We start from the raw sequence: 25,718 nt of genomic DNA, 5'->3' as shown, positions 1-25,718 counted from the left end.
GTCAGGGATTCTGTTCTGGGATCGGCGGGGGTCAGGACTGGTTCGACAGTGCGTCGATCGCGGCCTGCAGCTTCGTGGCGGCATCACGTGCGACGGACTCGAGTTCGGGCTCACCCGAGACCTGAACCATCAGATCCGGATTCATCGCCTCGACGAGTGTCGTGCCGGGATGGTCCGGGTCCGACCGGACGACGACGTTGCACGGCAGCAGCAGTCCGATCTGGCGTTGGACCCCGAGTGCTCGGTTTGCCAGAGGCGGATTGCAGGCGCCCAGGATCAGGTACTGCTCCATGTCCTCGTCGAGCTTCTTCTTCATGGTGGCCTGGACATCGATCTCGGTGAGGACTCCGAAACCCTGGTCGGCGAGTGCGGCGCGGGTGCGCTCGACCGCTTCGTCGAAGGGGACGGCCAGCGTGGTGTTCAGTGCGAGGGACATTGTGTTCCTTTCGGTTCGGACCCGGCCCGGGCCAGACGGTTGTCCGCTGGCCCGGGACGGAATCCGGTTCGGGTTGTCAGTGCGCGAAGCTGATCTTGGGCAGGATGCGGCGCAACCAGGCGGGCGACCACCATGCCGCGCGACGCGTGATCCGCAACAGCGCCGGAAGGAGTGTGAGACGGATCAGGACGGCATCCAGCAGAACGGCGACACCGAGGATGATCCCCATCTCCTTCGGGGGAAGAGGTTCGGCCAGGGCGAAGGTGAAGAACACCGCCACCATGACCGCTGCCGCGGCGAAGATGATCCGGCCGGAGTGCGCCATCCCGTCGATCTGTGCCTGTGTGGCGTTGTCGGACCGCTCGAAGTGTTCCTTCGCGGTGGCGAGCAGGAAGACCGTGTAGTCCATCGCGATCGCGAAGATCATCGCGAAGAAGAACACCGGTCCCCACCCGTCGAGGAAGCCCTGTGGTGTGAAGCCCAACAGGTCCGCGAGGTGCCCGTCCTGGAAGATGAGCTTTGCGACGCCGAAGGCAGCTGCCGTCGACAACAGGCTGACCACGGTGCCGATCAGGGCGATCAGAGGTGCCTGCAGCGAGACCAGGAGCAACAGGAAGCCCAGGATGAGGATGACGGCGACAACCAGCGGGAAGTAGTCGTTCAGGGCCTGCTGGAGGTCCAGGTTCTCAGTGGGCGCGCCACCGACCAGTGCACCGTCGGGCAGGGTGCTGCGCAGGTCGTCGACGATCGTGCCCATCTGCTCGTCGGACGGGTCGACCGACGGGAGTGCCTGCATCAGAACGTAATCCGAGCCATCTGCGGAGGGCATCGGGGGAGTCACCATCTCGATTCCCGGCGACTGAGAAGCGGCCTGGGCGGTCTGCTGTGCCTCGTTGGCAGGTGCGACGATCTGCAACATCCCGGGTGCGCCCTCACCCATCTGTGACTGGACGAGTTCGTAGCCCTGACGCACCGGTGCATCCTCGGGGACGACGGTGATCGACGGCATCGCGACCTTCAGGCCGAAGACCGGGATCGCCAACGCGATGAGAACGGCGAGGGAACCGGCGGCCACGGTCCACGGGTGACGGTGCAGGAAGAGTCCCCAGCGGGCGAACACCGGTGAACGGTGCTGCTGACGGCGGGCATACGGCATCGACACCGCATTGACCCGGGGACCCAGCTTGCCCAGCGCGGCGGGCAGAAGTGTCAGGGTTGCCGCCAGGACGAAGACGACGGCGAGCATGATGCCCACGGCCATCGTTCGCACCGCGGGTGCGGGAACCAGCAACACGGCCGACAAGCTCACCAGGACGGTGATGCCGGAGAGCAACACCGCTTTTCCTGCGGTGTCCATGGTCTCGGCGACCGCGGCACGCATGTTGTCGCCGTAACCGCGCATGGCATCGCGGAAGCGCGACACGATGAACAGTGCGTAGTCGATGCCCAGGGCCAGAGCGAACATCATGGCGAAGTTGATCGCCCACACCGAGATCGGGGTGACCTGGTTCAGCAGGACCAGTCCGCCGGCGGACGCGACGAGTCCGGCGATGGTCAGCAGCAAGGGAAGTCCGGCCGCGACCAGCGACCCGAAGGCCAGCACCATGATCGTCAAGGTGACCGGCCAGGAGAACAGCTCGGCCTTGATCATCGCGTCGTGATTGGCCTTGTTGAAGTCACTCCACAACGCGGACGCACCGGTCGGGTAGACCTCGACACCGTTCCCGGACAGCCCGGTCAGCTCGTCTTTGTGTTCGTCGACTGCCCGCACCATGTCGTCGGTGTTGGCAGCAGCGCCGATGATGACGATGCCGGTGTGACCGTCGGGACTGATGGACATTCCCGGTTGTGGTGGCACGACCTGGGCGAATCGGTCATCGGTCGCCGCGAGTTCGGTGATCTTTCCGACGACGGCCTGGACCGCGGGACTCTCGACGCGATCGCGGTCGGAATGGACGACCACCTGCACCGCAGCCGAGGAGTTGCCGCCGAAGTGCTGCTGGGCCAGTTCGCGGACCTGGACGGACTCGGACCCGTTCGCCTGCCATCCGGCGCCGGCGAGTGAGGAGAACACCGAGGGCGCCGCCGCTCCCAGAACCACCAGGAGGAGCACCCACACACCGAACACCCAACGGGCGCGGCCGGCCATCGTCGCGCCCCAGCGACCGAGGATTCCGGCTGCGGAACCTGTTGGGTCAGGTGTTGCTTCGTCTTCGGACAGGGCCGTCTTCGGCGCCATGAGATTCCTTTCGTCTGATACCCGTAGGGGTATTGGATCTGGCGCGAAGATACCCCGGGGGGTATGGTGGCGTCAAGGATCCACAGCTCCGACTACCGAGAGCTGTGGGTGTTGAAACATGAGGAGGAATCACCATGGCCGCAGACGAGAGGCCGCGCTTGACCGTCGGGGAAGAGGCGATGGGGGCTGTTCTGAATCGGCTGAAGCGTGCTCAGGGCCAGCTTGCCGGGGTGATCGCCATGATCGAGGCGGGCCGGGACTGCGCGGACGTGGTCACCCAGCTCGCGGCGGTGTCGCGAGCGCTCGACCGGGCCGGCTTCAAGGTCGTGGCGTCGGGGATGCGGCAGTGTGTCGAGACCGCCGACGGTGAGCAGCCGCCGTTGTCCGAGGCTGCACTGGAGAAGCTGTTCCTCGCGCTGGCGTGACGGGCGGTCCGGGGCCGGTGGCCGAGTAGGAGCGAACGAAAGAGGGGGCCGAGGCATCGGCCCCCTCTTTCGTGGATGTGGGTGTTTTCGTGGGTGGGTGAGCAGGGCGCTCAGCGGGGGTATGTGGCGCGAGGGAGTCCCGCCTTCGACATGAGCAGGCTGGCGGGGCACCATCCGACGGCGCTGTAGAGCAGCAGATTGGCGGCCACGAAGAGGGTGAGCACGGTCCACCACGGGGACACTGTCAGTACGAGGATGACGCTGATCGTCACCATCACGCCCGCGAGCGCGGGCACCATTCTCTCCACCGTCAATCGGGGCTCGTGAGTACCGGTTGCGCGTGTCATGGGGTCTTCCTTCTGCTGGGGACGTGTGAACGCCCGGGATCGATGGCAATGCCACTATACCCCCTGGGGTATAGTGGCGGCGTTGTCTCGAACTCGAACGTAAGGACCGAGAGCATGTGTTCACCGGTGAAGTGCCCAACGTGTGGCAAGACGACCTGGTCGGGGTGCGGTCGTCATGTCGACGCCCTCAAACGCCGCATTCTCGACTCTCAGTGGTGCGACGGGCACAAGCAGGCGCCGTCCCCGCGCTCGAAGTGGTGGTCCAGAGCCTGACCGGACCGGATAGCTCTTTGGGGACGTGCTCGGCCCGGCGCTACTCTTGAGGACGGCATACATCCCGCGGCGGCATCGTCGCGGCGACCACCCGCGAAGTCGAGGATGTTGATGAGCGCACCCACCGCAGAGCCCTCCGTCGCAAGAGACGAGTCCGGAACCGAGAAGGTCGTCCTCGGACTCGCGCGAGCGGCGAAATCGGCATCCCGCTCGCTGGGTGGTCTCACGTCGGCGGACAAGAACGAGGTCCTGCTCGCGGCAGCTGACGCCATCGAATCCGCGTCGGAGACGATCCTCACCGCCAACGCCGAGGACATCGCGCGCGCCGAGGAGGCGGGCACCGAGGCGAGCCTGCTCGATCGCCTGCGTCTCGACGAATCCCGTGTCGTCGGCATCGCGAACGGTCTGCGTCAGGTCGCGGTCCTGCCCGATCCGATCGGTGAGATCGTCTCCGGCAAGACGCTGCCCAACGGACTTCAACTCCGACAGGTACGGGTTCCCCTCGGTGTCGTCGGCATCGTCTACGAGGCGCGGCCCAACGTCACGGTCGACGCCTTCGGGATCGCCTTCAAGTCGGGTAACGCGGTGCTGCTCCGCGGTTCGTCGTCGGCCGCGTCGTCGAACGCCGAACTCGTCCGCGTCCTGCGAGAGACCCTGTCCGCGAAGGGCGTCAGCGCTGATGCCGTGTCGCTGCTGCCCAGCGAGGACCGCTCGAGCGTCACCGCGCTCATCCGCGCCCGCGGACTCGTCGACGTCGTGATCCCGCGCGGCGGTGCCGGTCTCATCGAGGCCGTCGTCTCCAACGCGACCGTCCCCACCATCGAGACCGGCGTGGGCAACTGCCACGTCTACGTGCACGCCCTCGCCGACCTCGACGTCGCCGTCCGCGTCATCCTGAACTCCAAGACCCGCCGGCCGAGTGTCTGTAACACCGCCGAGACGGTCCTGATCGACAAGGCGGTGGCGGCCGACGCGCTGCCTCGCATCACCCAGGTCCTGCAGTCCCAGGGCGTCGTGATCCACGGTGACGAGCCGGGCATGGAACCGGCCACCGAGGACGACTGGACCAAGGAGTATCTGTCGATGGACATCGCGATGAAGGTCGTCGACGACCTCGACGCCGCCGTCTCCCACATCGACTCCTACGGCACCGGTCACACCGAGGCGATCATCACCACCGACCTCGCCGCCGCGGACGAGTTCACCCGCCGCGTGGACGCCGCCGCCGTCATGGTGAACGCCTCCACCGCCTTCACCGACGGCGAGCAGTTCGGGTTCGGCGCCGAGATCGGCATCTCCACCCAGAAGCTGCACGCCCGCGGCCCGATGGGCCTGCCCGAGCTGACCTCGACCAAGTGGCTGGTCTGGGGCAACGGCCACGTTCGGCCGGCCTGATGACGGGCTCCACGGAGTACACCGGTTCCGGACCACAGGTCGTCCCGTCGTTCACCTCCGTCGACGACGTCGTCGCACGGCTCCGCGACACCGGCTACCTCGCCGACGACGCCACGGCGACGTCGACCTTCCTCGCCGACCGGCTGGGCAAGCCGCTGCTCGTCGAGGGACCCGCGGGTGTCGGCAAGACCGAACTGGCCAAGTCGATCGCCGCAGCCACGGATGCCGAGCTCGTCCGCCTGCAGTGCTACGAGGGCATCGACGAGGCCCGCGCGCTCTACGAGTGGAACCATGCCAAGCAGATCCTGCACATCCAGGCGACGGGCAACCGCGCCTGGGAAGAGGCGAAGACCGACATCTTCTCCGACGAGTTCCTGCTGCCGCGGCCGCTGCTGAAGGCGATCTCGCGCGAGGGTTCGACCGTGCTGCTGATCGACGAGGTCGACAAGGCCGACGTCGACATGGAGGGGCTGCTCCTCGAGGTGCTCAGCGACTTCGCGATCACCATCCCCGAGATGGGAACCGTTGCCGCGCAGCGCCGACCGATCGTGCTGCTCACCTCGAACGCCACGCGTGAACTGTCCGAGGCGCTCAAGCGTCGCTGCCTGTACCTCTACATCGACTTCCCCGACGCCGAGCGGGAGAAGGAGATCCTCGCGTCGCGGGTGCCGAACCTGTCGGCGTCGCTGAGTGCAGAACTGGTCCGGATCGTCGGTGTGCTGCGGACGCTGGACATCCGCAAGAAGCCGTCGGTGGCCGAGACGATCGACTGGGCCCACACGCTGCTCGCGCTCGGTGCGGGAGAACAGGCCGACGCCAAGCGCGGCGGACTCGACGACGGCCTCATCGCCCGCACCCTCGGTGTGGTGCTCAAACACCGGCCCGATCTGAAGACGGCTCTCAAAGAACTCAAGCTGGGCTGATGACGACTCCGCTCGTCGCGCACCTCACCGATTTCGTCGATGAGCTGCGTCGTCGCGGGATCGTCGTCGGGCCGTCGGCGCTGATCGACGCGGCGAGTGCGATGGAGGTGCTCGATCTGCTCGAGCGGTCCCGCCTCCGTGAGGGTCTGGCGACGACGCTGCTCGTCGACCATGCGCATCGAGGGGTTTTCGACCGTGTCTTCGACCTGTGGTTCCCGGTCGGCGCGGGAATGCGCACCGTCACCGAGGATCTGCCGCGCGACGAGGACGGAAACCTCGACGTCGAGGCGGTGCGGGACGCGCTGGCGGAGATGCTGGCCGACGATGCGGCGGCCGGTGACGGGCGGCTCGAGCAGGCGATCGCGATGATCGTCGACGAACTGGGGCGCTACGGGTCGACGAAGGGCGAGGCCTTCTCGGCGTATCAGGCGATCTCCGCGGTCAACCCGCAGACGTTGATCGCCAAGATCGCCGCGGCGATGGCCGGTGGCGACGGTGCCCGACCGGGTACCGAGCCGCTGTACCGGCAAGCCGCGCGTCAGAAGGCCACCGACCTGCGGGCCGCGATCGAGCGTGAGACGCAGCGTCGGATGGCCGATCGCAACGGCCGGGACAAGGTCGGCGCGTATGCGGTGCCGCCCCTGCCGGAGAACGTCAACTTCCTCTCCGCGGGCGCCAAGGAGCAGGTGGAGATCCGCAAGACGATCGAGCCACTGGCCCGGTTGCTCGCCGCCAAGCTCGAGACGCGGCGGCGTCGTGCCCATCGCGGGGCGGTCGACGTGCGCAAGACACTGCGCGCGTCGATGTCCACTGGCGGCGTCCCGATCGAACTCAGTCACCGCAAGCCGCGTCCCGGACGCCCGGAGCTGATCGTCATCTGCGATGTGTCGGGGTCGGTCGCCGGGTTCAGCCAGTTCACGCTGCGGCTGGTATATGCACTGCGGCAACAGTTCTCGAAGGTACGGGTGTTCGCCTTCGTCGACACCGTCGACGAGGTCACCGACTTCTTCGACCATGGCGAAGAGGATTTCGGTGCTGCGATGCACCACATGATCTCGACCGCGCGGATCTCCACGCGCGACGGACATTCGGATTACGGCAACATGCTCGCCGGTTTCGTCGCCGACCACGTCGAGACGCTGACGCACCGGGGCGCCCTGTTGGTGCTCGGCGACGCGCGCAACAACTACCACGACGCGCACGCCGACGCGCTCGCGGAACTGGTCGAACGCGCCCGGCACGCGTACTGGCTGAACCCCGAGGCCAAGGAGCACTGGGGAACCGGTGATTCGGTCGCCACCGACTACGCGGAGGTCATCGACATGTTCGAATGCCGCAATGCGACGCAGCTGGGAACCGTCATCGCCGACCTGCTGCCGGTCTGACCCGGCCGTCACCGCGTAGACTGACCGTCCATGTCAACCGACCGCCACCGCGCGCGCCGCATCGGCGTCATGGGTGGCACGTTCGATCCGATCCACAACGGGCACCTGGTGGCGGCCAGCGAGGTCGCCCACCGTTTCGAGCTGGACGAGGTGATCTTCGTCCCGACCGGGCGTCCGTGGCAGAAGCTGGGCGAGCACACGATGGTCAGCCCACCCGAGGACCGGTACCTGATGACGGTCATCGCGACGGCGTCGAATCCGCAGTTCAGCGTGAGTCGCGTCGACATCGACCGTGACGGTGACACCTATACCGTGGACACGCTGCGTGATCTGCGGAAACAGCTGCCCGATGCGCAGCTGTACTTCATCACCGGGGCCGATGCGCTGGAGTCGATCCTGTCGTGGCAGGACTGGGAGGAACTGTTCGAGCTGGCGCGGTTCGTGGGTGTGAGCCGGCCGGGGTATGAGCTCGACGCCACGCATCTGGCGCAGCATCTCGCCCAGATGCCGGATGACACGCTGCACCTGCTGGAGATCCCGGCGCTGGCGATCTCGTCGACCGAATGCCGCACGCGTGCGGCACAGAGACGACCGGTCTGGTACCTGGTGCCCGACGGCGTCGTGCAGTACATCGCCAAGAGGAAGCTGTATCGTGCGCCTCGGGCGTCGTCGCCCGGGGTGTCCGCGCCGGGAGCGGAGCGAGCGGGCGGTAATGATCCTGCGCCGGGAGCGGAGCGAGCGGGCAGAGTTGATCCTGCGCCGGGAGCGCCTGCGGCCTCGGCCGGTAAGTGAATTTTCGAGAGGACTTGTGTGACTGCGTCAGCTGAAGCGTTGGAGATGGCCAAGGTGGCTGCTCTGGCGGCCGCGGAGAAGCTCGCCCATGAGGTGACCGTGATCGATGTGTCGGAACAGTTGGTGATCACCGACGCCTTCGTCATCGCGTCGGCGGACAACGAGCGACAGGTCAATGCGATCGTCGACGAGGTCGAGGAGAAGTTGCGGGAGGCCGGGCACAAGCCGCTGCGCCGCGAGGGTACCCGTGAGGGCCGGTGGGCTCTGCTCGACTACGCCGACATCGTGGTGCACATCCAGCACACCGACGAACGACGCTTCTACGCACTGGAGAGTCTGTGGAAGGACTGTCCGGTGGTCGAGGTGGAAGGGCTTTCGTGAGCGGCGGTCCCGACAATCACGACACCTCGGTCGAGCGCCTGACCCCGGTCGTCCGGCGCCTGATCCTGTTGCGTCACGGGCAGACCGAGTACAACGCGGGCAGCCGCATGCAAGGCCAGCTCGACACCGACCTCTCCGAGCTTGGTGTGCGGCAGGCGAATTCGGCTGCCATCGAACTGGCCAAGCGGCAGCCCCTGGTGATCTGGTCGTCGGATCTGAAGCGTGCACGGGAGACCGCGGAGGCGCTGGCGCAGCGCACCGGGCTCTCGGTGACAGTCGACCAGCGCCTCCGTGAGACCCATCTCGGCGAGTGGCAGGGTCTCACCCATCTCGACGTGGACGCGGCGATGCCGGGAGCGCGTGTGGTGTGGCGCGACGACGCGACGTGGACGCCGCCGGGTGGCGAGAGCCGCGTCGACGTGGCGAAGCGTTCCACCCCGCTGGTGGACGAGCTGATCGAGCAGCTGCCGGAATGGGGCGTGGGTGACAACCCCGAGGCTCCGGTCGTGCTGGTGGCCCACGGCGGGGTGATCGCGGCGATGACCGCTGCGCTGCTCGGACTGCCGGTGGACAACTGGCCGGTTTTCGGTGGGTTGGCGAACACCAGCTGGGTTCAGCTGTCCGGGCACGGCATGCCCGGCGAGCTCCCGCGCTGGCGTCTCGACGTGTGGAATGCGTCGGCCGAGGACTCCGATCCAGCCGTGCAGTGACCGATCCGGCTCTCGATGCCCCTGCGGGGGAGCGCTGTGTACTGGTCCTGTCCGACTCGCTGGCCTACTACGGCCCGGTCGGCGGGCTGCCCGCGGACGATCCGCGGATCTGGCCGTCGCTGGTCGGCGCCGACGTCGGTCTGCCCGTGCGGTTGTTCGGCCGGATCGGCTGGACGAGCCGCGACGTGTGGTGGGCGCTGACCCAGGACCCGAACATCTGGGCCACGGTGCCGCATGCCGACGTCGTCGTGCTGGCATTCGGGGGGATGGACACGCTGCCCTCGCCGCTGCCGACCGCGCTGCGGGAGCAGATCCGATATGTGCGGCCGAATCGGTTGCGGCAGTTGGTGCGGAACGCGTATTCATGGGTGCAGCCGCGCGGCTCGCGTCTGGGCTGGCCGCTGGCGTTGCCGCCGAAGGTGACCGTCGAATACCTGGACAAGATCCGAGAGGCCCTCACACAGCTACGCCCGGAGCTGCCGATCGTCGTGTGTCTGCCACCGACCCATCGCAGCCCGTATTACGGCTACGTCCACACGGGTCGTATCCCGACGACGGCGGCGATCGCGCGGTGGGCGGAGAGACACGGGTTGCCCTGCGTCGACTTCTACCCGGTGACCCGGGACGCGTTCGACGATCCGGCCGCGGAGATGAACCCGGACGGCATCCACTGGGGCTTCTCGTGCCATCGCCGGATCGCCGATGCGGTGGCGCCGGTGGTCGAGAAGAGCCGCGCGAACCGATAGTCGACGGACGCCACGACTCCCGTGTGAGGTCGGGCCGGTGAACCGGCTAACGTAGACGGGTGCCTGTCGTCGTCGTCACAGATTCCTCTTCTCGGTTGCCGGAGTCGGTCACCGAGCATTACGGGATCCGGCAGGTGCCGCTGCACGTGACGGTCGAGGACAAGGACTACCGCGAGGGCATCGACCCCATTCCGGAGGATGTCGTCTCGATGCCCGGCGTGACCACGTCTGGAGCTAATCCCGCCGAACTCACCGAGTACTTCGAATCCGCGCTGGAGGCCAGCGAGGGAGCGGGTGTGGTGAGCGTGCACATGTCCCGGAGATTGTCCGGCACCTGGGGTTCGGCACGGCTGGCGGCGGAGAAGTTCTCTGGGCAGGTCCGCATCGTCGATTCCCGATCTGTCGGTCTCGCAGTGGGTTTGACCGCCATCGCCGCGGCCCAGGCGGCCGCCGGTGGGGCCGACCGCGACCGCGTCTACGAGTCCGCGATCCGGCAGGCCGCGACGGTGGACTCACTGCTGTGCGTACAGCAGCTCGACAACCTGCGTCAGAGTGGCCGGATCTCCGCGGCCGGAAGACTCTTCGGGTCGGCGCTGTCGATCAAGCCGATCCTGCACATGGTCGACGGCACGCTCCAGCTCAAGGAACGCCATCGCACGTTCTCCAAGGCGCTCGACAAGATGGTCGGCGCCGCGGTCGAGTCGGCGGGAGGTCGCGCGGTCACCGTCGGAGTGCAGCACTGCGAGACCCCGGACGTCGCGGCCGAACTTCTCGCCACCCTGCGCAACCGGCTGCGGATGGTGACCTCCGAGCTGACCGTCGACCTCGGGCCGATCCTCGGTTCCCACGTGGGTCCCGGGGCGGTGGGCGTCGTCATCGCGTCGCATCTCGAACCGATCGAAGGGCTCGAGGAGGGCTGACGGCGCCCGTTTCCTGTCGACAGCCGCGCTCCTGTCCACAGATCTCGTGGTCGGCGTCCACAGCTCACGTGATCGGTTCTGAACACCCCTAGCGTGTGACGCCATGAGCGCATCAGGACGGCGGAATCCGCTGGACCGGTTGGGGCCGGTCGTCGAGCGGCCGGCGAGCCGGGACGACTTGTCGCCGGCCGCGGCCGGCTCCGACCCACCGCCGGGTGCCGGTGACCCTGCCGCGGCAGCCGTGGCGGTCGAGGAGCCCGAGCATCCGGGGTGGGGGATCGGTGGGATGCCGACGTGGCTGGATGCGCCGCCGCCCACGTCGCCGACGCGTGGGCATTTCGACGATGTGCTCGACCCCGACGACGATCGGTCGGGTGAGGACCGGGACGAGGACGAGGATCCCGTTCCGCGCCGACGCTTCGCCGTGGCACCGCCCGCGGCGATCGCGTTGATCGCGGTCGGGGTGATCGCCTGTGTCGTGGCCGGATTCGGACTGTTCCGCGGAACGGATTCCGCACCAGTCGTGGATTTCGGCGCGACGGCCGGTTCGTCGTCGATGCCGGATGCATCGGTGCCTCCGGTCAGCGCGCCACCGAGTACGACGCCGGCCCGGTTGGTGGTGAGCGTCGTCGGACTGGTGAACAGACCCGGACTGGTGCGTCTCGCTCCGGGAGCCAGGGTCGCCGAGGCGATCGACCAGGCCGGTGGGCCGCGCAAGGGCGCGGACCTCTTGTCGCTCAATCTCGCTCGGATTCTGCGCGACGGAGATCAGATCCTCGTCGGTTATGCCGCGGGCGAGGGGCGGATGTCGCTGCGTAGTGCGGTGGTCGGAGCCGAAGGTGGTGTGCCTGCACCGGGCCCGTCGGTCGGGCGGGGAAGTCCGCCACCGGCATCGTCGGCTGCCGAACCGGGCGGCCGGGTCAACCTCAACACGGCGACCGAGGCCGAGCTGGATGCGCTCCCCGGCGTCGGTCCGGTGACGGCGAAGGCGATCCTCGACTGGCGAGAACGCAACGGCCGCTTCACATCTGTGGACCAGCTCGCCGAAGTCGACGGGATCGGTCCGGCCCGGCTGGCGAAGCTGGTGAACCTCGTGACGGTCTGAGGCGATGGACTTCCGGCTGCTGGTGCCGGCGGTGATGGTGTGGTCGGTGACGGCGTGCGGGCTGGTGGCCCCGGTCGGTGTCGGCGTCGGCGTCGCGATCGTCTCGGCGGTGGTGGCCCTCGCCGGGGTGCTGGCATGCGGTGCTCACCGGCTCGGCTGGGAGGCGGTGGGGCTGGTCGTCGTAGGAGCGGGTTTGGCCGCGGCTTGTGCGACATCCCTCTCGCTCCGGCAGGAGGCCCGTGCCGATCATCCGCTGTCGCATGTGTCGGGGAAGGCGACGGTGGTCATGACTCTTCGCAGCGATCCGTTGCCGATCGGCCCGACGGGGCAGGGACGCATCCGCGCGCGCGTCGACGTCGAACAGATCGGTACCGAGCGGGTCTCGACCGCGCCGGCAGACCTTCGTGGTGCAACGCAGGCATGGGCGGGGTTGCTGCCCGGTCAACGAGTCGTCGCCGTCGTGAAGGTGCGGCCACCACCGGACCGAACTCTTCTCGTCGCGTCCCTCACCGCGTCTTCCCCGAAGCTCGTCGGCGGACCGCCCGCGTACCAGACCGTCGCGGGATCGATCCGGCAACGCCTACAACTGGTGGCGACCCGCGCCCTCGGTCCGGAGGCCGCGGGTCTGCTGCCGGGGCTCGTGCTCGGCGACGAGAGCGGGGTGGACGAGGGACTGCGCGATGACTTCCGGGCCGCGGGCCTGAGCCATCTCACCGCGGTGTCCGGAGCGAATTTCGCGATCGTCTGCGGCGCAGCGCTTCTCATCGTCCGCAGCATCGGGGTGCCGCCGCGCTCGTCGGCGATCGTCGGCCTCGTGGTGATCGTCGGTTTCGTGATGCTCGTCCGGCCGACACCCAGCGTGTTGCGCGCGGCGCTGATGGGTGGGGTCGGGGTGTTGGCTCTGTTCGCGTCGCGACGCTCGCAGTCGCTGCCTGCTCTGGGGGCCGCAGTGATCGGCGGTCTGCTGTGGTGGCCGGAGTTGGCGCTGCAGCCGGGCTTTGCGCTGTCGGTGGCGGCCACCTGCGCCATCGTGCTGTGGGCGCCTCGTCTCCGGGATCGGTTGCGGGCGTGGCGTTGTCCGCCGGGATTGGCGGAGGTGATCGCGATGGCGGTCACCGCGCAAGTGGTGACCGCGCCGGTCGTCGTGCTGGTGACAGGTCAGTTGTCCGTGGTCGGGATCGTGGCCAACCTTCTCGTCGCACCCGTGGTCGCGATCATCAGCGTCGTCGGTACCGCTGCCGCCCTCATCGGTGCGATCGGTCCGCCCGACGGCCTCGGTGCCGGGATCGCCGAACTCTTGGTCCGAGCTCTGGGGCCGGAACTGTGGTGGATGATCTGGTGCGCGCACGCCTTCGGCGGGCCGGGGTGGGCGAGTGTGGAGGTGCTGGGGTGGGCGAGTGTGGAGGTGCTGGGGTGAGGGGAAGATGAGGCAGATGCCCCACGCGGGTGAGGCGTATGGCGGACGACTCTGGGGTCATGAACACACGAACACCCCGAGAGGTCGTCACCGATGTCCGCGCTCACCCGCGACTCGCTGACGGCGACGATGAACGTTTCGCCGGATACGGCGTCATGGGCCTGCCGTTCAGGTCGGGCCACTATCTGGCTCTGCGTGACATGGTCGCCAGTTCCATCGGTCCGGCGTACCGGTCCGTATGGCACCGAGATCCGAACGGACACTGGACGATCTATACGACAACAGAACCCGAGCGGAGCTGCCCGCGGTATTTCGATGCGGGCGCGACGACCCGTCAGGTTCCGGCGATCGATGTCGGGTGGACCGATGACCACACGTTCGAGGTGACACTCGGCAACACCCTCACCTGGCAGGTCGAGCTGACCTCGTCACCCACGACGCGCGTGATGACTGCGCTGAGCGGTGCGACGCCCGCAGCAGCGTGGCGCAGCCGGGCGGTGCTGCACGCGGTGGGACCGATGGCAACCATCATGCTGCGTGCCGGCCGAGTCCGGATGTGTGCACGGACCCCCAACGGGCCCGAGTTCCGGGGAACACCTCTGTACATCTGGCGCGTCGCCGACAGCCGGGCATCGCTCAACGGCGAGACTCTCGGTGCTCCCGGACCATTCGACGAGCAGGTCCGGATCGGCGACATCCCGCTTCCGCAACGCGGTCTGTTCTTCGTCGGTCGATCGGCGTTCGACACTCCGAGCACCACCACGACCGACCCGGACTCACTTCACCACACGGGAGCAGTGCGATGACCACCACCGAAACCGGCGCTACGACAGGAGTTCTCGTCCGCCTCGGATGCCTCGCCTACGGTGTGATCGCCTACGTTGCCTTCCTGATCGTGTTCCTGTGGGCGATCGCCTTCGTCGAGAATGCCTCGATCGTCGTCGGAGGCGTCGAGATCGTCCCGCGGACCGTCGATCGGGGCGGACCGTCGACGGGGGTGGCCCTGGCGGTGGTGATCGACCTGGCGTTGCTGACTTTGTTCGCCGCGCAGCACAGCGTGATGGCGCGAAGGTTTCAAGAAGAGGTGGACCAGGATCGTGCCCACCCCGATCGAACGCAGCACCTACGTGCTGGCGGCGACAGCCTGTCTCGCCGCACTCCTGTGGTGGTGGCATCCGGTCACGGCCACCATCTGGGATGTCTCGGCGCCGATTGCGCGGGCGCTTCTCGTCGGGGTGTCCGTGTTCGGCTGGCTTCTCGTCCTCACCTCGACGTTCCTCATCAACCACTTCGACCTGTTCGGGCTGCGGCAGGTGGTCGCCAATGCGCGCCGGCGTCCGCTCCCGCCATATCGGTTCATCACGCCCCTCTGGTACGGGGTCGTGCGTCATCCGATCTATCTGGGCTTCGTGATCGCCTTCTGGGTGACGCCGACGATGACCGTCGGGCACCTTCTGTTCGCCTGCGCGACAACCGGTTACATCTTCGTCGGCATACATCTCGAGGAACGGGACCTGATCCGGGTCTTCGGGAACGACTACGTCGAATACCGCCGTCGCGTGCCGATGCTGCTGCCGGGGTTGCGTACACGTCGGGCGTCGCACCCGGTGCATGTGCCGGTCAGCTGACACCCGGGCCGAAGAGCGCGACAATGAACGTCATGGGTGCGCAGGATGTGCTGCCTCGTCGTGTCGAGGTGCTGGCCGGGCTCTCGGTCGCGATCGCGATCTCGGGCTCGGTCAGCCGGCCGAGCACATGTTGCGCTCGGCGGTCATCGCCAGTCGGTTGGCTCACCGGCTCGGGCTCGACCGTCACCAGCAGGACACCGTCTACTACACGACGCTCGTGATGTGGATCGGGTGCCATGCCGACTCCGCGGAGTACGCCCACTGGTTCGGCGACGACATCGCGGTGCGGCGCAACGCCTACCTCGTCGACTGGTCGGGTCTGCCGTACCTGCGGTTCGTCGTCGGCAATCTCGGTCGGGGAGAATCCCTCCCCAGACGGATGCGGACGATGGCCGAACTCTTCCGGGATGCGCGCGGCCAGATGTCGCTGCTCGTGCACTCACACTGCCTGTCGGCGGCCGCCCTGGCCGGCCACATCGGACTCGGTGCCGACGTCGAGCACGCGATCACGTTCACTTTCGAACGATTCGACGGGGGAGGACTACCCGGCGGGGTGTCGGGCGCGGGTATCCCGATCGAGATGCGGGTGGCGCAACTGGCCGACATGGCGGAGGTTCACCACCGCATGTACGGGGTCGAGGGCGCGGTGGCGATGGCCCGGAGTCGCCGGGGCGGTCATTTCGATCCCGACGTCGTCGACGCGTTCGTCGACGACCCCGCGACACTGTTCCCGGCCGACTCCGACGATCCCTGGGAGCTGGCGCTTTCCATCGCACCCGACGCGGAGTTGCGCCTCGACGATCCGGATCTCGACCACCTCCTACTCGCCATCGGTGATTTCGTCGACCTGAAATGTCCTTTTGCGCTGGGTCATTCGCGCGATGTGTCGGCATTGGCCGAGTCGGCCGCCGGACACCTCGGTCTCGACCGGCACGACATCGCGGTGATCCGTCGTGCCGGCTGTCTCCACGACGTCGGCCGGATCGGGGTCTCCAACCAGATCTGGTCGAAAGCCGGTGACCTCACCGCGGCCGAGTGGGAGCGAGTACGTATGCACCCGTATCTCACCGACCGCGTCCTCACGCGCATTCCCGGGCTCCGAGACGAGGCTCGCATCGCCCGGACCCATCACGAGCACCTGGACGGCACGGGCTATCCCCTGGGACTCGGCGGGCCGGCGCTCGGACGACCGGAACGCATCCTCGCCGCGGCAGTCGCATATCGATCGGCGATCGAACCGCGGCCCTATCGGGATGCGATGTCCACGGAGGACGCGGTGGCGCGGCTCGGACGCCGCGCCGCTCGCGGGGAGCTCGACGCCGACTGCGTCGAGGCCGTCCTCGCCGCCGCCGGCCACGCCCGGACCCGGGCACGGCGCACCGACGCGCTCACACCTCGCGAGCGGGAAATCCTTGGCCTCGTCGCGCGAGGGTTGTCCAATCGGGAGATCGCGTCGAAACTGGTGCTCAGCGAGAAGACGGTGCGCAATCACGTCGAGCGCACCTACACGAAGATCGGGGCATCCAACCGGGTCGGCGCGAGCCTGTACGCCCTGGAGAACGGACTCGCGGGACCGTCGTGAGTCCGCGGCCGGAGCCCGCAGCCGGAGCCCGCCCCCGAAATGCGCCCCCGGGATCCGCCCCCGAACAGCGCCCCGGAAATGCGCCCCCGGAATGCGCCCTCGAGGGGACAGCGGGAGACAATACGTCGTCGACGCCGCTTGACAGGGTGCTTGTCAGGGGCGGTTTTCGGCGCGGGGCAGGTCGATCACACGGCGCTGAGACCGTCGCAGTAGCCCCCGCGGCGTTGTCGGCCGGATCTGGCACGATGAGCACGTGACCGATCGCCTGCACCTGCTCCTCGGAGACGACGACTTCCTGACCGGTCGGGTGATCTCCGCGGTGGCCGAGGCCACGTCCAAGGAGGCGGGCACTCCGGTCCCGGTGACCCGGGTGCGCGCGGGCGACGTCAGCGAACACGAGCTGGCCGAATTGCTGAGCCCGTCGCTCTTCGCCGAGGAGCGGGTCGTCGTCATCGAGGCGGCCGCCGACGCGGGCAAGGAACCTGCGGCCCTCATCGCCGCGTCGGCCACATCCCTGCCCGAGGGCATCACGCTGATGGTGATCCACCACGGTGGGGGGCGCGCCAAGTCGATGGTGCCGGCGCTCAAGAAGGCCGGCGCGGTGGAACACGCGACCACCGCACCGAAGTGGCCGTCGGACCGGATGACGTTCGTCCGCGACGAGTTCCGGTCCCTCGGGGTGAAGGTCAGCGCCGACGTCGTCGAGCAGGTCGTGGAGAGTGTGGGTTCCGAGCTGCGTGAGCTCGCCGCCGCGTGTGCCCAGCTCGTCGCCGACACCGGTGGCAAGGTCAACCGCGAGACCGTCCAGCTCTACTACCAGGGTCGGTCCGAGGTGACCGGCTTCGAGGTGGCCGACAAAGCGGTCCTCGGTGACCGGGCCGGTGCACTCGAGTCGCTGGCCTGGGCTCTGCATCACGGCGTGCCGCGCGTCTTGCTGGCCGATGCCCTCGCCGAGGCCGTGCACGCCATCGCCCGTATCAGGCCGATGGGGTCGATCGATCACTTCGCGGCCGCTTCCGAACTCGGCATGCCGCCGAACCGGGTGAAAAGCGTGCAGGCGAAGGCCAAGGCGTGGGATTCGGAGTCGATCGCTCACGCGATCGGCGTGGTCGCCAAGCTCAACGGCGACGTCAAGGGCCAGGCCGCGGACGCCGATTACGCATTGACGCACGCCGTTGCGGCCGTCGCCGACCTCAGGCCTGACGGGCGTCGTCGGAGCTGAGGTTTCGACGCGGCTCTCGCTGCGCTCGTGGCCGGCTCAACAGGCGGAGGGGGGCTCTCGCTGCGCTCGTGGCCGGCTCAACAGGCGGAGGGGGGCTCTCGCTGCGCTCGTGGCCGGCTCAACAGGCGGAGGGGGGCTCTCGCTGCGCTCGTGGCCGGCTCAACAGGCGGAGGGGGGCTCTCACTGCGCTCGTGGCCGGCTCAACCAGCGGGAGGGGGCGGCTCAACCGGCGAAGGGGCGGCTCCACAGCGGGCGACTCTGCGAGTAACAGGGCCCATCGTCCGAAGGCGCCCGAGAACGACGATCACCCCGGCAACCGCGTGGATGCCGCCGGGGTGATCGTACGTATGAGGATATGGCGGCGCGCCGCGCCGAGGCGACCCGGAGGTCGGAGTGGGTCAGCTCAGAGCTTGTTGACCGCGAGAGCGATGGCCGACTTCTTGTTGGCGGCCTGGTTGGCGTGGATGACACCCTTGCTGGCGGCCTTGTCGAGCTTGCGGCTCGCGGCCTGCCCGAGCTCGGCAGCCTTTGCCTTGTCGCCGGCCTCGACGGCCTCGCGGAAGCTACGGATCGAGGTACGCAGCGCCGACTTCACCGACACGTTGCGCTGCCGGTTCTTCTCGTTGGTGCGGTTGCGCTTGATCTGAGACTTGATGTTCGCCACGCGTGTTACCTCTGTCGTTGCTGGTGGATATGACTGTCTGTTCTGGGTCGGGGCGGCGGACCGGGTGGTCCGGGCTCGCCCCGCGCGGTGTCGGCGCGTGAAGTATCTTCACGGCGTCACCGCAACAGCGGACAACATTACCAGCCGGGTTCGGCCAGCCCAAAATCCGTTGCGCGCGCGACGCACGCCGGAAAGAATCATCGTGCATGAAAGTCTAGGCTCGATTCATCATGTCCGTCGTTTACGTACACATAGGTCTCCCCAAGACCGGCACCACGCACCTGCAGGATCGACTCTGGCGCAACCGTGACCTGGCGTTACAGACGTCGGGGCTGCTCTATCCGGGCAATGTGATCTCCGATCACTTCCACGCCGCGGTCCACCTCCAGTCGGAGCGCTACCTCGACTGGGCCGACCCGGCCTTCGCCGGCGTGTGGCCCAAGCTGCTCGGGCAGATGCGGGCCTGGCCGCAGACGTCACTGCTGTCCCACGAGCTGTACAGCACCGCAACCAGCGAGCAGATCGAGCGGCTGCTGGCCGGTCTGTCGTTCGCCGACGAGGTCCACGTCATCGCCACCGTCCGCGACCTCGGTAGGCAGCTCCCGTCGGTGTGGCAGGAGAACGTCAAGAATCAGCGTCGTGCCTCCTTCGACGAGTTCGTCGACGCGGTGGCTTTCGCGGCCGAGTCGAACTCGGTGGACGAGGCGGCCACCGAGGACGCCGGTCCGCTCGTCGAGGACGAACCGTTCTGGGAGTTCCAGGACCACGTCGGCATCCTCGCCAAATGGGCGAAGTTCGTCGGGCCCGGACGGGTGCACGTGGTGACCGTGCCGCGCGGCCGGCCGGCGACGGGCGACACCCTGTGGGATCGCTTCCTCCGGGTCATCAACGTCGACCCCGCACCGCTGAGCATCCCGGTGCCGAGCCTCAACAGTTCGTTGTCGGCCGCTCAGGCCGAGTTCCTGCGCGGTCTCAACCAGCGCCTCCAGCCCGAGACCATCGAATGGCGTCGCTACGAACGCATCATCAAGGGGCAGCTGATCGGCGAGATCCTGTTCGAAGCGCGGTCGGGCGCGCCGCAGGGGCTGACCGTCGAACATCGGCAGTGGGCCGCTGCCCAGGCGGCCACGATGGTGGAGTCGGTGCGCAACGCCGGATACGACGTCGCCGGCGACCTCGCCGACCTCGAGGTGTCCGCGGAGGGCGCCGCCGACGCGCCGATGCCGTCGGACCGGGAGGTGCTCGACGTGGCGCTGGACACGATTGCGTCGATGGTGCTGGCGGCGCCGCTGCCCAAGGTGGGGCCACCGGTCAAGACCCGCGCGGCCAATGTCCTGCGGCGAGTCAAGCGCCGCGCTCTGGCGATGCGTCGCTCGCGCTGAACTGCGGTCGCGTGCCCTGCGCGACACGGGTGGCCAACCGTCGTGCCGATTACGCGGTTATGCGGCACCATGGCACTTTATGACCCCCGCATCGACAAGTGCGCCCGCCAAGAAGGCGGCGCGTAAGTCCGCATCCGCGAAGACGACGACGTCGAGCTCGTCCGGGAAATCGGCGTCGGGCCGCACCGGCGCGACGAAGGGTTCGGGATCGGCCGCCAAACCGACGAAGTCGAGTGGCGAGGGAAACTTCACCGGAAACTTCGGTGGATACGCAAAAGGCCCGTACGGCAAGGCATATGACGAGATGTTCGATGCCGCGGGGGAGGTGCGTACGCCCTACCGCGGCATCTACAAGGCGATGGCCGACGAGGACCAGTCCGATGTGGTCGAGGCCCGCGTCGAAGCACTGGGCCGCGCCTACCTCGACCAGGGCGTGACCTTCTCGCTGTCCGGCAAGGAGCGTCCGTTCCCGTTGGACATTGTGCCGCGCGTGATTTCGGCCAGTGAGTGGAGCAAGCTCGAAGCGGGCATCACCCAGCGTGTGCAGGCGCTCGAGTTGTTCCTCGACGACATCTACGGCGAGCAGGAGATCCTGCGCGACGGTGTGCTGCCGAAACGCCTCGTCCACTCGTGTGAGCATTTCCACCGACAGGCGGCAAACATCCGGCCGCCCAACGGTGTTCGCATCCACGTCGCCGGCATCGACCTGATCCGGGACGAGAACGGCGACTTCCGTGTCCTCGAGGACAATCTGCGCTCGCCGTCGGGTGTGTCGTACGTGCTCGAGAACCGTCGTGCGATGGCACGCGTGTTCCCCGACCTCTTCTCCAAACACCGGGTCCGTGCGGTGGCCGACTATCCGAGCCATCTGCTGCGGGCACTGCGGGCGTCGGCCGCGTTCAACGAGGCCGACCCGAACATCGTCGTGCTGACGCCGGGTGTGGCGAACTCCGCCTACTTCGAGCACTCGCTGCTCGCGCGGCTGATGGGCGTCGAGCTGGTCGAGGGCCGAGATCTCTTCTGCCGCGACAACGTCGTGTACATGCGGACCACCGAGGGCGAACAGCGCGTCGACGTCATCTACCGCCGGATCGACGACGACTTCCTCGATCCGATGCAGTTCCGCCCCGATTCGATGCTGGGTGTCGCCGGATTGCTCAACGCGGCCCGCGCCGGCAACGTGGTCATCTCGAGCGCGGTCGGCAACGGAGTGGGCGACGACAAGCTGATCTACACCTACGTCCCGGAGATCATCCAGTACTACCTCGGGGAGAAGCCCAGCCTGCAGAACGTCGACACCCTGCGCTGCTGGCTTCCCGAGGAATGCGAGGAAGTGCTCGACCGGATCGACGAACTCGTCGTGAAACCCGTTGAGGGATCGGGCGGATACGGCATCGTCTTCGGGCCGGAGGCCACCAAGGCGGAGCTGGACACGCTGGCGCGCAAAGTCCGCAACGATCCGCGCGGCTGGATCGCGCAGCCCGTCGTGCAGTTGTCGACGGTGCCGACGAAGATCGGCAACGAGATCCGGCCACGTCACGTCGACCTGCGTCCGTTCGCCGTCAACGACGGTGAGTCCGTGTGGGTCCTGCCCGGTGGGCTGACGCGTGTCGCACTGCCGGAGGGGTCGCTGGTGGTGAACTCCAGTCAGGGTGGCGGTTCCAAGGACACCTGGGTGTTGGCCAGCCGGACGTCGGAGGCCGAACGCGAACTGTCCGGGGCGAAGGTGGTCACCTCCAGCGGCGTCGCCGCGGCCCGACCCGCCGACAGCGCCCCCGACCCGGTCCACACACAGACCCAGCAGCAGCAGCAGGGCACGACATCCCGGTCGCAGTCGTCCGGCGGGCCGTGTCAGCAACTCGGCGACATGATCCAGCAGCAGGGCGGTGATCCCCGATGATGTTGGCGCGCAACGCCGAATCCCTCTACTGGATCGGCCGGTACGTGGAACGCGCCGACGACATGGCGCGCATCCTCGACGTCGCGATCCATCAGCTGCTCGAGGACACCACCGTCGACGTCGACCAGCAGGCGCGACTGATCATCCAGGTGCTCGGCCTCGAGGCCCCCGAGACCGACGAGGAGCTCGACGTCTGGACGCTGACCGAGCGCGTCGCCTACGACGCCGACGCGGTCGGGTCGATCGTCGACCTGATCCGTGCGGCACGCGAGAATGCGCGGGGCGCAAGGGAAGTCACGTCGAGCGAGCTGTGGGAGTGTCTGAACACCACCTACAACGGGCTCGACGCCGCCGAACGCCGCTCACGTCGCCTGGGACCGCACGAGTTCCTCTCGTACGTGAAGAACCGTGCGGCGATGTTCGCCGGCCTCGCCGACGCCACCCTGAGCCACGACGACGGTTATCGTTACCTGCTGCTCGGCCGATCGGTCGAGCGGGTGGACATGACGATCCGGATGTTGTTGTCGCGTGCGGGGGATCGCACGTCGTCGCCCGCATGGGTCAACGTGCTGGTGTCCGCCGGCGGTCACGACACCTTCCTGCGCACCTACCGCGGCGTCCTCGACGCGGAGAACATCGTCGAGTTCATGCTGCTCGACCGTCTGTTCCCGCGGGCGATCTTCCATGCGCTCAGCGTCGCCGAGCGCAACCTCGCCCAGCTCGAGAAGGGCCCCAGCCGCGTCGGCGCACAGGCCGAGGCCCAGTTGCTGCTCGGTCGGGCGCGGAGTTCGCTGGAGTTCCTCGAACCGGGTGAGCTGCTCGACGGGCTGCAGGAACGGCTCGTCGATCTGCAGGACACCTGCCGTGCCGTCAACGAGGCGGTCACCAAGCAGTACTTCCATGTGTCGCCGTACGTCTCGTGGGCCGACGCCCGGGTCAGCGACGGGCAAGTCATCGAGGAGAGTGAACTGTGAGCTGGCGTCTACGCGTCGTCCATTCCACCGGTTTCGCGTACAACGGTCCCGTCACCTCGTCGTACAACGAGGCCCGGCTCACGCCTCGAAGCGATGCCCGGCAGAACGTCATCGTCAACCGTGTCGAGACGGTCCCGGCCACCAGGTCGTACCGCTACACCGACTATTGGGGAACCGCGGTCACCGCCTTCGATCTCCACGCGCCCCACGAGGAACTCGAGGTGTCGGGGATGTCGGTGGTCGAGACCGATCGCGGGCAACGGCCGGGCGAGGACGAGCAGGCGACCTGGGAGGACATCACCAGCGACGCCGTGATCGACCGCTATGACGAGATGCTGTCCAACACCACGTACGTGCCGAGAAACCGTCAGCTGATCTCGGCGGCCAAGAAGGTGGCCAAAGGCCTGACACCGGGGGAGACGGTCGAGGCGATCTCGCGGTTCGTCCACGACGAGATGGAGTACGTTCCGGGCACCACGGGCGTGCACACCACCGCCGTCGACGCCTGGAACGAGCGCAAGGGCGTCTGTCAGGACTACGCACATCTCACCCTGGTGATGTTGCGCGGCCTGGGGATTCCCGCTCGCTACGTGTCGGGTTACCTGCATCCGGAACCCGATGCCGCGATCGACAAGACGGTCCAGGGCCAGAGCCATGCGTGGATCGAGGCGTGGACCGGTGGCTGGTGGGGTTATGACCCGACCAACGACACCTCGATCAGCGAACAGCACGTGTCGGTGGGCGTGGGTCGCGACTACGCGGACGTCTCGCCGCTCAAGGGTGTCTACACCGGCGGCGGCGCAACGGATCTCGACGTCATCGTGGAGATCACCCGGTTGGCGTGATCCTGGTTGCTGACGGCCGGTCCGTGCTGCCGGAGAGGGCGATCGCAGGTAGCGCGATGGTGAAGGCTGCGCCGTGCCCGAGACCATTGCTCTCGGCGATCAGCGTTCCGCCGTGGTCTTCGACGATCGAGCGCGCGATCGTGAGGCCGATTCCGCTGCCTCCGACGTCTCTTGTACGCGAGGAATCAGTGCGGTAGAACCGGTCGAAGACATGGGAAAGATGTTGTGGTGCAATACCGTCACCCTCGTCCACGACCGCGATGTGGACGGTCCGACCAGCCGATACCCGCGCCGCAACGGTCACGCGGTCACCAGGTGAACTATGTCGTAGGGCATTGCTGAGCAGGTTGAGGAGAACCTGACTCATCCGGTCGAGGTCGATGTCGAGGTAGATGCGTGATGTGGGGGCGGCCATGGCCATCTCCACACCGGCCTCCGCGAACAGGTCGATGGCTTGGCCGCGCGCGGTCTCGAGGAGTCTGTCGAGGGCGACCGGCCCTCGGTGGAGGGGTAGCTGGTGCTCGTCGGCGCTGGAGACGGCGGCGATGTCCTCGGCCAGTCGTTGCAGCCGGGTCGTGGCCGAACGCACCACGTCGAAAGTCTGTGAATCTGCGGGCCGTACACCGTCTTCGATCGCATCGGTGACGGCGCCGATGGTGGTCAACGGAGTGCGCAGTTCGTGCGCGAGGTCGGAGAGCATGCGTTTGCGGACGTCTTCTTGTGAGTTCAACCGCTCTGCGAGTTGATTGATGGCGTCGCTGAGTTGGGTGAATTCGTGGCCTAGTCGGTGATCGGATACCCGTGAGCGGTAGTTACCCGCGCCGATCGCCACCGCCGACTGCGCGACACTGGCCACCGAACGCTGGACCCGACGCGCGAGGAACCAACTCACCGCCGTGGCCAGCACCGTCGAGGTGATCAGTGCGACGCTCATCGAGACGATGATCGAGAAGGTGAACGCGGATTCGAGATGGCGGGCCGGGGCGGAGCCGACCGCGGGGTTGTACTGGCCGAGGTGTCCATGGAAGGCGTGCGGGGCGAGGAACAGCAGCACGAGCGCTACGCTGATGCCGCCGCCGCCGATCACGATGGCCTGGGCCAGTAGCAGGCGGGAGCCGAAGCCGTCGGGGAACCTGAGCCGGCGACGATCAATTCGCATGGTCTACTCCCGGAGGTCGGCCACTTCCCATGCGGTATCCCACGCCGCGCACGGTACGAATGAACTGTCCGGTCGCGGCGCTGTCGCCGAGTTTGCGGCGGAGGCTCGCTACGTGGACTTCGACGACGTGAGTGTCACCAACCCAGTCCGACCCCCAGATTTCGGCGAGCACCTGTTCCCGGCGCAAGACCATGCCCGGCCGCCGGCTGAGGACCTCGAGCACATCGAATTCGGTACGCGTGAGCTCGACGATTCTTCCCGATACCTGGACTTCACGAGACTGTGGATCGATGGAGAGATCGCCGAGCCGGCGTGAGTGCGCCCCGACGGAGTCGGTCGATTCTCGTGGTCTACGCAGCATGGCGTCGATACGAGCGACCAGTTCACGTGGGCGGAACGGTTTGGTGACGTAGTCGTCGGCTCCCACCGCCAGACCGATCAGAGTGTCGACCTCGTCTGCGCGCGCGGTGACCATCACGATGTAGGCGTCGGTGAAGGTACGCAGTTGTCGACAGACTTCGACGCCGTCTATCGATGGTAGACCGAGGTCGAGGATCACCACCACCGGAGTCACCGCGCGCGCTGCGGTGATTCCCTCGCGGCCGTCATGCGCGATGGTGACCTGAAAGCCGCTGCGCTGCATATAGCCGGCCACGACCTCAGCGATGTCGGGCTCGTCTTCGATGATCAACGCATGCTGGCCCTGCGCTTGGCGGACTGCCGGAACGAGTGGGTCGTCGACGAAGCGGTTATCGTGCACGCCTTCCATGGTGGCGGGCAATACCGAACGGGCCAACCCGGTGGGCGTTCTTGAGCAGATCTTGAACTTGTCTGTCGATCAGCTTGAGCTTCGGTCGGCAAGGTGGAG

Annotated in this window: 23 protein-coding genes and 2 pseudogenes; 19 read left to right on the top strand and 6 right to left on the bottom strand. The window is 67.4% G+C overall.

Annotated features, from left to right (window positions below):
* Window positions 1-31 precede the first annotated feature (31 nt).
* Window positions 32-436 (bottom strand): DUF302 domain-containing protein, encoded by a 405-nt coding sequence (locus tag IHQ52_RS19450; RefSeq protein ID WP_006434810.1) that lies wholly within the window; start codon window positions 434-436, stop codon window positions 32-34.
* Window positions 437-512: 76 nt separating this feature from the next.
* Window positions 513-2,675: an MMPL family transporter gene (locus IHQ52_RS19445; protein ID WP_006434811.1), complete on the bottom strand. Its 2,163-nt coding sequence runs from the start codon at window positions 2,673-2,675 to the stop codon at window positions 513-515.
* Window positions 2,676-2,809: 134 nt separating this feature from the next.
* Between IHQ52_RS19445 and IHQ52_RS19440 the strand changes: the two genes are divergently transcribed.
* Entirely contained in the window at window positions 2,810-3,100 is a 291-nt protein-coding gene (locus tag IHQ52_RS19440; RefSeq protein ID WP_374978496.1) for a metal-sensitive transcriptional regulator, read from the top strand.
* Window positions 3,101-3,210: 110 nt separating this feature from the next.
* On the opposite strand, the gene IHQ52_RS19435 is transcribed toward IHQ52_RS19440, so the two are convergent.
* Window positions 3,211-3,447: a YgaP family membrane protein gene (locus IHQ52_RS19435; protein ID WP_006434813.1), complete on the bottom strand. Its 237-nt coding sequence runs from the start codon at window positions 3,445-3,447 to the stop codon at window positions 3,211-3,213.
* A 384-nt stretch (window positions 3,448-3,831) separates the two neighbouring features.
* Between IHQ52_RS19435 and IHQ52_RS19430 the strand changes: the two genes are divergently transcribed.
* The 14 genes and pseudogenes from IHQ52_RS19430 to holA all read left to right on the top strand — a co-directional run bounded on the left by IHQ52_RS19430 (window position 3,832) and on the right by holA (window position 17,926).
* A complete protein-coding gene (locus IHQ52_RS19430; RefSeq protein WP_006434814.1) occupies window positions 3,832-5,115 on the top strand; it encodes a glutamate-5-semialdehyde dehydrogenase in 1,284 nt (427 codons plus the stop codon).
* Window positions 5,115-6,038 carry an AAA family ATPase gene (locus IHQ52_RS19425; RefSeq protein WP_006434815.1) on the top strand — a complete coding sequence of 308 codons (924 nt, stop codon included), beginning with the start codon at window positions 5,115-5,117 and terminating at the stop codon, window positions 6,036-6,038. Before IHQ52_RS19430 ends, IHQ52_RS19425 begins: the two co-directional genes overlap by 1 nt.
* Window positions 6,038-7,423 (top strand): vWA domain-containing protein, encoded by a 1,386-nt coding sequence (locus IHQ52_RS19420; RefSeq protein ID WP_006434816.1) that lies wholly within the window; start codon window positions 6,038-6,040, stop codon window positions 7,421-7,423. The genes IHQ52_RS19425 and IHQ52_RS19420 overlap by 1 nt, the downstream gene beginning before the upstream one ends.
* Before the next feature lie 30 nt (window positions 7,424-7,453).
* Window positions 7,454-8,215 (top strand): nicotinate-nucleotide adenylyltransferase, encoded by a 762-nt coding sequence (gene nadD / locus IHQ52_RS19415; RefSeq protein WP_006434817.1) that lies wholly within the window; start codon window positions 7,454-7,456, stop codon window positions 8,213-8,215.
* Between the two features lie 18 nt (window positions 8,216-8,233).
* Window positions 8,234-8,596, top strand: coding sequence for a ribosome silencing factor (gene rsfS / locus IHQ52_RS19410; protein WP_006434818.1), 363 nt, complete (start codon window positions 8,234-8,236; stop codon window positions 8,594-8,596).
* Entirely contained in the window at window positions 8,593-9,306 is a 714-nt protein-coding gene (locus IHQ52_RS19405) for a histidine phosphatase family protein (protein WP_006434819.1), read from the top strand. Before rsfS ends, IHQ52_RS19405 begins: the two co-directional genes overlap by 4 nt.
* Window positions 9,303-10,052, top strand: coding sequence for a diglucosylglycerate octanoyltransferase (gene octT, locus IHQ52_RS19400; protein WP_096274201.1), 750 nt, complete (start codon window positions 9,303-9,305; stop codon window positions 10,050-10,052). The genes IHQ52_RS19405 and octT overlap by 4 nt, the downstream gene beginning before the upstream one ends.
* A gap of 59 nt (window positions 10,053-10,111) precedes the next feature.
* Window positions 10,112-10,972, top strand: coding sequence for a DegV family protein (locus tag IHQ52_RS19395; RefSeq protein WP_006434822.1), 861 nt, complete (start codon window positions 10,112-10,114; stop codon window positions 10,970-10,972).
* A 103-nt stretch (window positions 10,973-11,075) separates the two neighbouring features.
* Window positions 11,076-12,077: a ComEA family DNA-binding protein gene (locus IHQ52_RS19390; protein ID WP_191834453.1), complete on the top strand. Its 1,002-nt coding sequence runs from the start codon at window positions 11,076-11,078 to the stop codon at window positions 12,075-12,077.
* A 4-nt stretch (window positions 12,078-12,081) separates the two neighbouring features.
* On the top strand, window positions 12,082-13,494 hold the full coding sequence (locus IHQ52_RS19385) for a ComEC/Rec2 family competence protein (protein ID WP_191834452.1): 1,413 nt from the start codon (window positions 12,082-12,084) through the stop codon (window positions 13,492-13,494).
* 59 nt (window positions 13,495-13,553) lie between these two features.
* Window positions 13,554-14,300, top strand: coding sequence for a hypothetical protein (locus IHQ52_RS19380; protein ID WP_191834451.1), 747 nt, complete (start codon window positions 13,554-13,556; stop codon window positions 14,298-14,300).
* Window positions 14,297-15,122: pseudogene (gene mddA / locus IHQ52_RS19375) on the top strand (methanethiol S-methyltransferase). The gene IHQ52_RS19380 and the pseudogene mddA overlap by 4 nt, the downstream one beginning before the upstream one ends.
* Before the next feature lie 23 nt (window positions 15,123-15,145).
* Window positions 15,146-16,704, top strand: a pseudogene (locus IHQ52_RS19370) (HD domain-containing phosphohydrolase).
* 253 nt (window positions 16,705-16,957) lie between these two features.
* The gene (gene holA, locus IHQ52_RS19365; protein WP_096274198.1) at window positions 16,958-17,926 is read left to right on the top strand and encodes a DNA polymerase III subunit delta; all 969 of its coding nucleotides are present in this window, start codon (window positions 16,958-16,960) and stop codon (window positions 17,924-17,926) included.
* Window positions 17,927-18,329: 403 nt separating this feature from the next.
* Here the strand turns inward: holA and rpsT are convergent, their stop codons facing one another.
* Window positions 18,330-18,590 (bottom strand): 30S ribosomal protein S20, encoded by a 261-nt coding sequence (gene rpsT, locus IHQ52_RS19360; RefSeq protein WP_006434830.1) that lies wholly within the window; start codon window positions 18,588-18,590, stop codon window positions 18,330-18,332.
* A 230-nt stretch (window positions 18,591-18,820) separates the two neighbouring features.
* Between rpsT and IHQ52_RS19355 the strand changes: the two genes are divergently transcribed.
* The 4 genes from IHQ52_RS19355 to IHQ52_RS19340 all read left to right on the top strand — a co-directional run bounded on the left by IHQ52_RS19355 (window position 18,821) and on the right by IHQ52_RS19340 (window position 23,691).
* Complete coding sequence (locus tag IHQ52_RS19355) at window positions 18,821-19,972, top strand: sulfotransferase family protein (RefSeq protein WP_096274196.1); 1,152 nt, start codon at window positions 18,821-18,823, stop codon at window positions 19,970-19,972.
* A 79-nt stretch (window positions 19,973-20,051) separates the two neighbouring features.
* Window positions 20,052-21,872 (top strand): circularly permuted type 2 ATP-grasp protein, encoded by a 1,821-nt coding sequence (locus tag IHQ52_RS19350; protein ID WP_096274194.1) that lies wholly within the window; start codon window positions 20,052-20,054, stop codon window positions 21,870-21,872.
* Window positions 21,869-22,846 carry an alpha-E domain-containing protein gene (locus IHQ52_RS19345; protein WP_006434834.1) on the top strand — a complete coding sequence of 326 codons (978 nt, stop codon included), beginning with the start codon at window positions 21,869-21,871 and terminating at the stop codon, window positions 22,844-22,846. The genes IHQ52_RS19350 and IHQ52_RS19345 overlap by 4 nt, the downstream gene beginning before the upstream one ends.
* Window positions 22,843-23,691, top strand: a complete 849-nt coding sequence (locus IHQ52_RS19340; protein WP_006434835.1) for a transglutaminase family protein — start codon at window positions 22,843-22,845, stop codon at window positions 23,689-23,691. Before IHQ52_RS19345 ends, IHQ52_RS19340 begins: the two co-directional genes overlap by 4 nt.
* On the opposite strand, the gene IHQ52_RS19335 is transcribed toward IHQ52_RS19340, so the two are convergent.
* Window positions 23,675-24,850, bottom strand: coding sequence for a sensor histidine kinase (locus IHQ52_RS19335; protein ID WP_096274192.1), 1,176 nt, complete (start codon window positions 24,848-24,850; stop codon window positions 23,675-23,677). The two genes, IHQ52_RS19340 and IHQ52_RS19335, sit on opposite strands and share 17 nt — an antisense overlap.
* Complete coding sequence (locus IHQ52_RS19330; RefSeq protein WP_096274190.1) at window positions 24,840-25,619, bottom strand: response regulator transcription factor; 780 nt, start codon at window positions 25,617-25,619, stop codon at window positions 24,840-24,842. Before IHQ52_RS19330 ends, IHQ52_RS19335 begins: the two co-directional genes overlap by 11 nt.
* Between the last annotated feature and the right edge of the window lie 99 nt (window positions 25,620-25,718).

The sequence above is a fragment of the Gordonia amicalis genome, assembly GCF_022059885.1.
Lineage (GTDB): Bacteria > Actinomycetota > Actinomycetes > Mycobacteriales > Mycobacteriaceae > Gordonia > Gordonia amicalis.
The sequence above is the reverse complement of the archived record's forward strand: the minus strand, read 5'-3'. Positions and strand labels throughout refer to the sequence as shown.

What these genes read in the sequence shown, in the direction of transcription:
- IHQ52_RS19380 (WP_191834451.1), top strand. Translation starts at nt 13,554, where the DNA reads ATGAACACACGAACACCCCGAGAGGTCGTCACCGATGTCCGCGCTCAC.
- IHQ52_RS19385 (WP_191834452.1), top strand. Translation starts at nt 12,082, where the DNA reads ATGGACTTCCGGCTGCTGGTGCCGGCGGTGATGGTGTGGTCGGTGACG.
- IHQ52_RS19420 (WP_006434816.1), top strand. Translation starts at nt 6,038, where the DNA reads ATGACGACTCCGCTCGTCGCGCACCTCACCGATTTCGTCGATGAGCTG.
- IHQ52_RS19450 (WP_006434810.1), bottom strand. Translation starts at nt 436, where the DNA reads ATGTCCCTCGCACTGAACACCACGCTGGCCGTCCCCTTCGACGAAGCG.
- IHQ52_RS19425 (WP_006434815.1), top strand. Translation starts at nt 5,115, where the DNA reads ATGACGGGCTCCACGGAGTACACCGGTTCCGGACCACAGGTCGTCCCG.
- IHQ52_RS19350 (WP_096274194.1), top strand. Translation starts at nt 20,052, where the DNA reads ATGACCCCCGCATCGACAAGTGCGCCCGCCAAGAAGGCGGCGCGTAAG.
- IHQ52_RS19355 (WP_096274196.1), top strand. Translation starts at nt 18,821, where the DNA reads ATGTCCGTCGTTTACGTACACATAGGTCTCCCCAAGACCGGCACCACG.
- IHQ52_RS19345 (WP_006434834.1), top strand. Translation starts at nt 21,869, where the DNA reads ATGATGTTGGCGCGCAACGCCGAATCCCTCTACTGGATCGGCCGGTAC.
- IHQ52_RS19330 (WP_096274190.1), bottom strand. Translation starts at nt 25,619, where the DNA reads ATGGAAGGCGTGCACGATAACCGCTTCGTCGACGACCCACTCGTTCCG.
- IHQ52_RS19435 (WP_006434813.1), bottom strand. Translation starts at nt 3,447, where the DNA reads ATGACACGCGCAACCGGTACTCACGAGCCCCGATTGACGGTGGAGAGA.
- nadD (WP_006434817.1), top strand. Translation starts at nt 7,454, where the DNA reads ATGTCAACCGACCGCCACCGCGCGCGCCGCATCGGCGTCATGGGTGGC.
- IHQ52_RS19430 (WP_006434814.1), top strand. Translation starts at nt 3,832, where the DNA reads ATGAGCGCACCCACCGCAGAGCCCTCCGTCGCAAGAGACGAGTCCGGA.
- IHQ52_RS19445 (WP_006434811.1), bottom strand. Translation starts at nt 2,675, where the DNA reads ATGGCGCCGAAGACGGCCCTGTCCGAAGACGAAGCAACACCTGACCCA.
- IHQ52_RS19440 (WP_374978496.1), top strand. Translation starts at nt 2,810, where the DNA reads ATGGCCGCAGACGAGAGGCCGCGCTTGACCGTCGGGGAAGAGGCGATG.
- IHQ52_RS19390 (WP_191834453.1), top strand. Translation starts at nt 11,076, where the DNA reads ATGAGCGCATCAGGACGGCGGAATCCGCTGGACCGGTTGGGGCCGGTC.
- IHQ52_RS19335 (WP_096274192.1), bottom strand. Translation starts at nt 24,850, where the DNA reads ATGCGAATTGATCGTCGCCGGCTCAGGTTCCCCGACGGCTTCGGCTCC.